Below are 6,643 nucleotides of genomic sequence, written 5' to 3'. Positions count from 1 at the left end.
CCAATACTGAAAACTGAAAATAGATACTAACCAGGAGTTTCTTTTGCTTTTTTTTTAGTAAAAATTTTAACGTTTATAGCCAAGCAACTTAAGAGCATAAAAAAATACCAAAAATTTTCAGTTTCGGTTATGTAAGAAGTCCAATGTAAAGCTCGCGGCAGACTTGCTATAGCCCAAACTCTTCATTAATTTTATCAACTATTTCTTGTGGTGGATCTTCTCCCCATCCTGAGTATAGAATTTCTCCATAATCTGCAACATCCATAGAGTCAGTCCTACTTTTTGCAAGAAACATCTCTCTCTTATCCTTATCGACCAATACATAATGCCATGCTGATCTCCCGCGATCTTTACCACGAACTAAATATATGAGATCTGATCTACTTCTTCTTGTTGCATCAGCAAAGGATCTCTCATTGACAGTTCTGCTTTTACTTTTTATGCTGCTACTTTCAGAAAAAGCTTTTTTAGATTCAGTTTTTTTGTTTGCTAACTGAGAAATTTTTCCTCTTTCCCCTAGTGCACGTTCTTTGGTGCTTTGGAATGAATACTTACTTGAAAAACCTCCCCCCATATCGCCAGGGGTCCTGTTTGTGAAACGCTTAGTAAATGAGTTATTATTGTTGTTCTCTGTCATAAAAATCTCCAAACTTTAGATTGTAAAATCGAAATTTTTACTACACCCTATCATACGTTAATTAAATTAATATAAATGAGAGACAATTTAGTAATTATTACAGGAATTACAGCTTCAGGTAAATCAGAATTGTGCGATAGCTTGATAGAAAAATATGGAAATATTGACATAATAAACTGCGATTCGAAACAGGTATATAGAGAAATTCCCATAATTACTGCTCAGCCACCAAGGCAAGAAAAATTTTATAAACTATATGGTTATGTTTCAGTAAGAGAAAATTATTCCGTAGGTTTATGGTTAAAGGATTTAAAAAGAGAAGTCAATAATGCGCTGGAGAATTTACGAATACCTATCATCACTGGAGGAAGTGGGCTTTACATCAGCAGCTTAATCAAGGGCTTATCGTCAATTCCACAAATAACTCAGGAAGTAAGGCAAAATATAAGTAAACTTAGAAAAAATTTAAGTAAAGAGGAGTTCTACAAGTTAGCGCTAAGCAAAGACTCAAAAATTCAAGGTAAAATATTCATGAACGACTCACACCGCCTTTCAAGGGCACTTGAAGTTATCACTGAAACTGGTAAGTCAATTTTCGTATGGCAAGAGAATAGACAGCCTCCTTTATTCAATAATTTTAAGATATATACAATTTCGCCTGAGCGTGAAAACGTATACCGAAAAATAAATTTTCGTTTTATTAAAATGGTTGAAAATGGAGCAATTGATGAAGTAGAAAAGCTACTTAGGATGAACTTAGCTACACACTTGCCGGCTATGAAAGCACACGGAGTGCCAGAAATTATAAAGTACTTAAAAGGTAAGCTCAATTTAGATGAGGCAATACAAATTGCTCAAACAAATATAAGATATTACGCGAAACGCCAGTACACCTGGTTTAAAAATCAATTTCCAAATGCCGAAATGATTGATTGCGCAAATGAGCTGATAGAGCTCGAGATATTTTAATTATTAACACTACGTTTGTTACTAAGATAGCCCAAATCTGAGTCTTTTACACAGCTGTTCGCTTCCAACGGATCATCTAAATCGTGCTCTACTTTTATTTTAAAAATCCAAGCTTTTCGCACAACTTCTGAAAGCATTCTTTATAATATCAAACAAGCTTTTATCACACATATTATAATCCTTCAGTCTCTCAGGAACAGTAAGTGACAACTTACCATCTTTATATGTTACACTTTTATCACCTCGAGGGTTAACGCGAATCCTACTGAAAACAATATATCACATATTGCCCCGTTTTTCCTCTGACATTTTCACAGGTATTGCTGAAGTGCTATATTCAACACTCACAGAATCTGAATCCTTTTTATAGTTAACCAGTACTCTCCTATTAACATTGCTACTATTGACATCCATATGTAATGCATGTTCATTAGAGAATTTACTCATAAATGGTGTGTATATAAATACATATCCTAATTGGTTACAATTAGTAATTAACTAATCTAGAATAAGATTACCTGGAACTCGTACCTTATTAAGCTCAAACATCTTCTTAAAAACTGCCCTTGCAAAAGGACGGTAATTCTTACTTTCGTCTTCACTCTTTGGCAACAGACTGTTATATTCTTTGCATAATTTGGTAATCAAATCTCTACTTACAACTTTGCCGTCAATAACAAAATTCATTCTATTAATGTCTTTAATACGCCTGATAACCAGAGGTTGCTTCGACATCACCTTACGAGCTCTTTAATATACTGAAATTGCACTCTTAATGCCTGAGCTTTTAGTATAACTACTGGATTTTTCTTTTCTTCTGATGTAGAGCTACTCACTATTAATGTTTTGATATAAATTACTAATAGTATAATAATGTATAAAAATGTTTAATAATTCAATAAAAATATTTAATTATTAAGTTATATAACAGCAGATCCCTCGCATAACCTGATTTCTGATTTTGCTTCAAGACTTGCTTGCGCTCCTCAAACTTCAAGTATTCTGCGGTGCTCATCTGTGTTTCTCCTCACCATAAATTGGTTATACAAGAGATCTAGTAGATGTAGCTAGAGTAACTCCGGCAATTCAAAAAACCTTTATTCCGCTACGTGTTAGCAGCCGATGCGGTATGACGTGGGAAAAAACCTAGCCAGCGCAACACAAGATTCGCTACTTTTATGTTCACTAACTCAGCGCATTCGCTCACAAGCAAAATTTCTTGGATGCCAGCCAGCTACTTGGAGACATTAGTCTGTCAGACTGAACCTTCATTTAATATGTCAAAATATACATATTATTAATAACTTTATGCTATAATGGATATTATAGCATGGTAATATAAAGCAAGGAAGTAACTAGTTTGTGCTAACCATAAAAAATTAATGCTGAACTTTATTTCAAAAGTAAATAATTTACTAACATTCGTGCACAAATTTCAAATAAATTATGCACGAATGTAGTACTATAAGTTGAGCGTGTTATATTGAGGCTTACCTCACTATTAAAGCTATCGGTCAGGTTAGATTAAAAACCTAACCTGACCGGTTTCCTATAACCCCTAACCCTGATATAATTATATGATAATTAGTTTAATCAGTGGTTAATACATGCAAATTGATTTTATTTATTCATCGAGATAGTATAAACTATATTGACTTAAATTGTCGTGCAATTTTATAAATTTTCACTGTTATTTCTGCTATCTATATTAGTAGTTGTAGTACTAAAACTACCTGAGAATTTAGGTATCACATTAAATTGGTACTATCCTGTTCTAAATTTTGATTTATCTTTTCGCATCATATTGATATCTTTTTTATCAGCTGCATTCCTAATTGTTCTACCAGTAAAAAATTTAAGCTTTTCGGAAATGCTATCCTTTTTTGCTTATACTATCAGTTCATTGTGTGCAATATTATCTAAGCAGATATTATTGACTGTGATATTCTGTGAATTAATGGCTATCAGTGCATCTTTTATCGTTGCAGCCGGCAATAAAGATAATGGACCTGCAGTAAGATATGCTTGTGTACACTTTTTTGTTGGGGTTGTACTAACAGCAGGGTTAGCAATGCAAAATTCTAATCTAATAATCATGGGTCTATTAATAAATTGCGCCTGTTTTCCTTTTTCATTCTGGGTTGTTGACACATATCCTGCTGCATCATTACACGGTGCGTCATACCTTTCCCTATTTACTACCAAGATTTCCTTTTTAGTAGCACTCTTGCACACTTACAACCTTTGGCAAGATTATGCCAAAATATTAGCATTCCTGGGCACTATCACTGCAATTTATGGTATTACATTTGCTTCTCTTGAACAAAACATCCGTAGGTTTTTAGCTTATAGTGTTGTAGGGCAAATGGGCATATTAATTATGACAGGAAGTCTGCTTAGCCGCTTGGAAAATGCTGTACCACTACTTGCTCTTAACATAATTTTTTCCATTGTCTACCAACTATTGCTCACTGCTGTTGCCAACTCAATTATATCGCGGACAAAAGTGGTAAGTTTTAACAGAGTAAGCAAATTCATGTCGGTAGAAGGAATGTATGCTTTGATCGCAATACTTACAATGGCTGCATTCCCTGGAACTGCTGGATTTATTAGCAAATCATACATTGCAGCCGAAATTAAAATGAATGGTACTAATCTAGAATTGTACGAAAACTTACACAAAATTCTGAACTTATTGCTTTATTTAAGTGTGGGACTTAAGTTTCTTTACTACATATTTATTGCCAAAAGCAAGTCAAGACCTTTAACAGAGGAAGGAGGTGGAATATCTATGATTATTTTAGCATTTATATGCGTAATTGTTGGCAATCCTTATTTACCTATTTACAACAAACCTGCGATTTTTAATCTTGCGTACAACACACAAAATATCTGGTCGCAATTTAGTTCATTACTATGTGCTACCTTGTTGTTTATCCCATTTCGCAAGTTATTTCTGCCAAGAATAAATTTTAAAATGGATATCGATTGGATTTTCAGAGCTCTCATACCCTATGTTGTTTCACTATTCAATAAGTTGGTTTTCAAAATGGGAAAGATGTCTGCTAGCGTGCTGCAAAACCTGACTAATTCTCTTGCCAGTCTATACTCTAATAATACTACTAAACTTAAAGAAGTGCTAAATTATAACTCAGTGAGTTTCGTTTCAGCTTCTTCTCTTTTTTTGATGGGCGTTCTACTGGTACTGCTATGTTTAAATCGTTAACCGAGAGCTTAAATTCTGTATTCAATAAGCTCAGGGGAAAGTCAATCATTTCCGAAGATGACTTCAGCCTTGCTATGCGTGAAATACGTATAGCCCTAATTGAAGCTGATGTTTCACTTGAAGTTGTAAAAAAATTCATTAATGACATTAAGGATAAGGTCATAGGGGAAAAAGTCATAAAAAGTGTTTCTCCAGCACAAATGATAATCAAAATTGTGCAGGATAATTTAGTTGCAATCCTTGGGCCAGAAAAAAGTGACTTAAATCTTGCAGTTAAACCTCCTGCTATAATTATGATGGTGGGCTTACAAGGCGCAGGTAAAACAACAACCTCAGGAAAGCTTGCCTTAAAGCTAAAAAAACAAAAGAAAAAAGTAATGCTTGCCTCTCTGGATATTTATAGGCCTGCTGCCCAAAAACAGCTTGAGGTGCTCGGAAAACAAATAGAAGTACAAACCTTACCCATAGCGATAGATGAAAAGCCTACTGTAACTACAAAAAGGGCACTGGCAGTAGCAAAGAACAATAACTATGATGTATTGATACTAGATACTGCTGGTAGGCTTCATATCGACGAAAATATGATGAATGAGTTGAAGGCTGTGAAAGAAATAGCTTCACCCGCAGAAGTTATTTTAGTAGCCGATGCGATGATTGGCCAGGATGCAGTAAATATTGCTAAATCATTCAATGAGACAATAGGTATAACTGGTATTATTCTCACTCGTATTGATGGAGATGCACGTGGTGGTGCTGCTCTCTCTATGAAAATGACAACTAATTGCCCAATTAAATTTATCGCTTGTGGTGAAAAACTAAGTGACCTTGACGACTTTTACCCAGATAGAATCGCAAAAAGGATACTTGATATGGGTGATGTCGTCTCATTGGTTGAAAGAGCTGCCGAGATCGTTGGTCAGGAAGAAATCGATAAACTCCAAAAGAAAGTAAAAAAAGGTAAATTTGACCTAAATGATTTAGCAGGAATGCTAAAAACTCTGAATAAAATGGATGGCATCAGTAATATAATGAAGTTCATTCCAAGCTCATTTACAAAAAAGCTAAGTAGTGGAGTGCCAGATGATAGCAAAGTGAAAAAATACATAGCTATCGTAAATTCGATGACTGAAAAAGAAAGGCAAAACCCAGATATTCTAAATGGCAAGAGGAGGCTTAGAATTGCAAAAGGTTCTGGAACGAGTGTGCCGGATATTAATCTCTTAGTTAAGCAATATAACCAAATGAGCGCAATGGTAAACAAATTCAGTAAAGTCGACCACAGTAAACTCAAAGAATCTGATTTGATGGATATGCTAAGCAGAAAGTAGAGAGTTTGGTGCATGGTCCCAGAAAGTGTAATGGTATGATAAAGTGTAAGAAAAATACCATCAAGGGAGGAATTGTGGAACTGTACATCTTAGAAAACCTCACTATTTTACATATAACTATAATACAGCTTGAAGTAAAAAAATCTACTTAAATAGCCAATTGACTTTTTGCGCTGATATGTTAGAAATTTTATACTTTCTGTACTGATGTATCAGAAATTTTATACTTTGGCGGGCGTAGCTCAGTTGGTAGAGCATCAGTTTGTGGTACTGAATGTCGCCAGTTCGATCCTGGTCGCTCGCCCCGCTAAAATTTTTGCTTTACACAAATATAAGTGTTAGTAGGCTCTTTATACATACTCATACTAATTTCCACTACACAAAGGACGGAAGACAGCAGTGGAAAAAAGTCATAATGTCATCCAATAAAACAAAAAACTACTTGACAAGTTCCTCCAATATTATAACATTGAAGCTATTATT

The 6,643-nt window shown here is 34.6% G+C and carries 6 protein-coding genes and 1 tRNA gene; 4 read left to right on the top strand and 3 right to left on the bottom strand.

Going from position 1 to position 6,643, the window contains the following annotated elements:
* Positions 1-166: 166 nt before the first annotated feature.
* A complete protein-coding gene (locus IHO13_RS03935) occupies positions 167-637 on the bottom strand; it encodes a hypothetical protein (RefSeq protein ID WP_225538372.1) in 471 nt (156 codons plus the stop codon).
* Positions 638-712: 75 nt separating this feature from the next.
* Between IHO13_RS03935 and miaA the strand changes: the two genes are divergently transcribed.
* A complete protein-coding gene (gene miaA / locus IHO13_RS03930) occupies positions 713-1,606 on the top strand; it encodes a tRNA (adenosine(37)-N6)-dimethylallyltransferase MiaA (RefSeq protein WP_225538371.1) in 894 nt (297 codons plus the stop codon).
* Positions 1,607-1,885: 279 nt separating this feature from the next.
* Here the strand turns inward: miaA and IHO13_RS03925 are convergent, their stop codons facing one another.
* Both IHO13_RS03925 and IHO13_RS03920 read right to left on the bottom strand, forming a co-directional pair.
* On the bottom strand, positions 1,886-2,053 hold the full coding sequence (locus IHO13_RS03925; RefSeq protein WP_225538370.1) for a hypothetical protein: 168 nt from the start codon (positions 2,051-2,053) through the stop codon (positions 1,886-1,888).
* A 51-nt stretch (positions 2,054-2,104) separates the two neighbouring features.
* Positions 2,105-2,341: a hypothetical protein gene (locus tag IHO13_RS03920; RefSeq protein ID WP_225538369.1), complete on the bottom strand. Its 237-nt coding sequence runs from the start codon at positions 2,339-2,341 to the stop codon at positions 2,105-2,107.
* Positions 2,342-3,272: 931 nt separating this feature from the next.
* Between IHO13_RS03920 and IHO13_RS03915 the strand changes: the two genes are divergently transcribed.
* The 3 genes from IHO13_RS03915 to IHO13_RS03905 all read left to right on the top strand — a co-directional run bounded on the left by IHO13_RS03915 (position 3,273) and on the right by IHO13_RS03905 (position 6,464).
* A complete protein-coding gene (locus tag IHO13_RS03915; RefSeq protein WP_225538368.1) occupies positions 3,273-4,832 on the top strand; it encodes a proton-conducting transporter transmembrane domain-containing protein in 1,560 nt (519 codons plus the stop codon).
* On the top strand, positions 4,817-6,160 hold the full coding sequence (ffh, locus tag IHO13_RS03910) for a signal recognition particle protein (RefSeq protein ID WP_225538367.1): 1,344 nt from the start codon (positions 4,817-4,819) through the stop codon (positions 6,158-6,160). The genes IHO13_RS03915 and ffh overlap by 16 nt, the downstream gene beginning before the upstream one ends.
* Positions 6,161-6,391: 231 nt before the next feature.
* A tRNA-His gene (locus IHO13_RS03905) sits at positions 6,392-6,464 on the top strand.
* Positions 6,465-6,643 lie beyond the last annotated feature (179 nt).

Origin of the sequence: Wolbachia endosymbiont of Mansonella perstans (assembly GCF_020278605.1) — a bacterium.
GTDB lineage: Bacteria > Pseudomonadota > Alphaproteobacteria > Rickettsiales > Anaplasmataceae > Wolbachia.
This window is presented reverse-complemented; position numbering and strand designations above follow the sequence as displayed.

Coding starts and splice junctions, on each gene's coding strand:
- IHO13_RS03935 (WP_225538372.1), bottom strand. CDS start 637: ATGACAGAGAACAACAATAATAACTCATTTACTAAGCGTTTCACAAAC.
- IHO13_RS03920 (WP_225538369.1), bottom strand. CDS start 2,341: ATGTCGAAGCAACCTCTGGTTATCAGGCGTATTAAAGACATTAATAGA.
- miaA (WP_225538371.1), top strand. CDS start 713: ATGAGAGACAATTTAGTAATTATTACAGGAATTACAGCTTCAGGTAAA.
- ffh (WP_225538367.1), top strand. CDS start 4,817: ATGTTTAAATCGTTAACCGAGAGCTTAAATTCTGTATTCAATAAGCTC.
- IHO13_RS03925 (WP_225538370.1), bottom strand. CDS start 2,053: ATGAGTAAATTCTCTAATGAACATGCATTACATATGGATGTCAATAGT.